An 864-nucleotide genomic window follows, 5' to 3' on the forward strand; every position below is an offset into this window, starting at 1 on the left:
TGGCTGCTGTAATGCGGTTTACTTTGTCGTAGGTATAATTATAGGTGCGTTGCTTTCCTGCACCCGTAGATCCTGACCAGGTAATTCTGGAAATATTCCCGTTCCAGTTATTGACCGTTCCCCCTGATTCGTAGTAATTGGTCTGCTTGTAAACATTTGGGACATTACTTCCGATTGTGGTCAACCAACCCCTGATATTATACTGAAACTTCTGAAGGGTATCATTACTGATTTCAGGAAACCTTTTCTTTGTCAATTGCCCAAGATTGTTGTAGGTATTTTGAGCAACAACTCGTTCATTCTGCCCCGGTAGCTTATGTTTGACCGACGAAAGCAGTCCGGCTGCGTTGTAATAGTATCGTCGGTGTACTTCCTGCCCTGCAGCATTACTATTGGCTGTCAAGGTCTGGGTCGGTTGATTTTCAAAATTGTATGCCGTAGAGGTACGGACAGTTCCGCCCAGCTGCTGCTGAGTCAGAGTCTGAATGACATTACCCCTGTCATCGTAGTATATCGCAGTGGTATAAAATTCCCCCGTTTCCAGATTTTTTACCTTTTTGCCTGTTTGTCGACCTTTTACCAAACTGCTTGCCGTCGTACTGAAATTAATGTAAGTCGGTGAAGGAGAAACGTAGCTAAACCCAGTAAGAAACTGGTAGCTGTCATAATAATTTACAGTTAAAATTTCCCCCTCATCGGTAGGCTAGGCTCCTGCAGCTCCAGAGGTGGCTGTCCCGATTCGGGCAACAAAACTTTGATTCCCGCTTGCCTTCATAGTAAATCCGGGTTGGAGGGTTATACCTGATGTGGCTACATATTCCTTGTATCCGTCATATTTTGCAGAAGTAATCGATGTACCTGTTC

The 864-nt window shown here is 44.6% G+C and carries 1 protein-coding gene; it reads right to left on the minus strand.

Features of this window, described 5'->3' with window-relative positions:
- On the minus strand, positions 1 to 583 hold a 583-nt coding region (locus AAA943_RS21780), incomplete at its 3' end, for a hypothetical protein (protein WP_338226528.1).
- Positions 584 to 864: the final 281 nt, after the last annotated feature.

The organism is Algoriphagus confluentis, assembly GCF_036245625.1.
Lineage (GTDB): Bacteria > Bacteroidota > Bacteroidia > Cytophagales > Cyclobacteriaceae > Algoriphagus > Algoriphagus confluentis.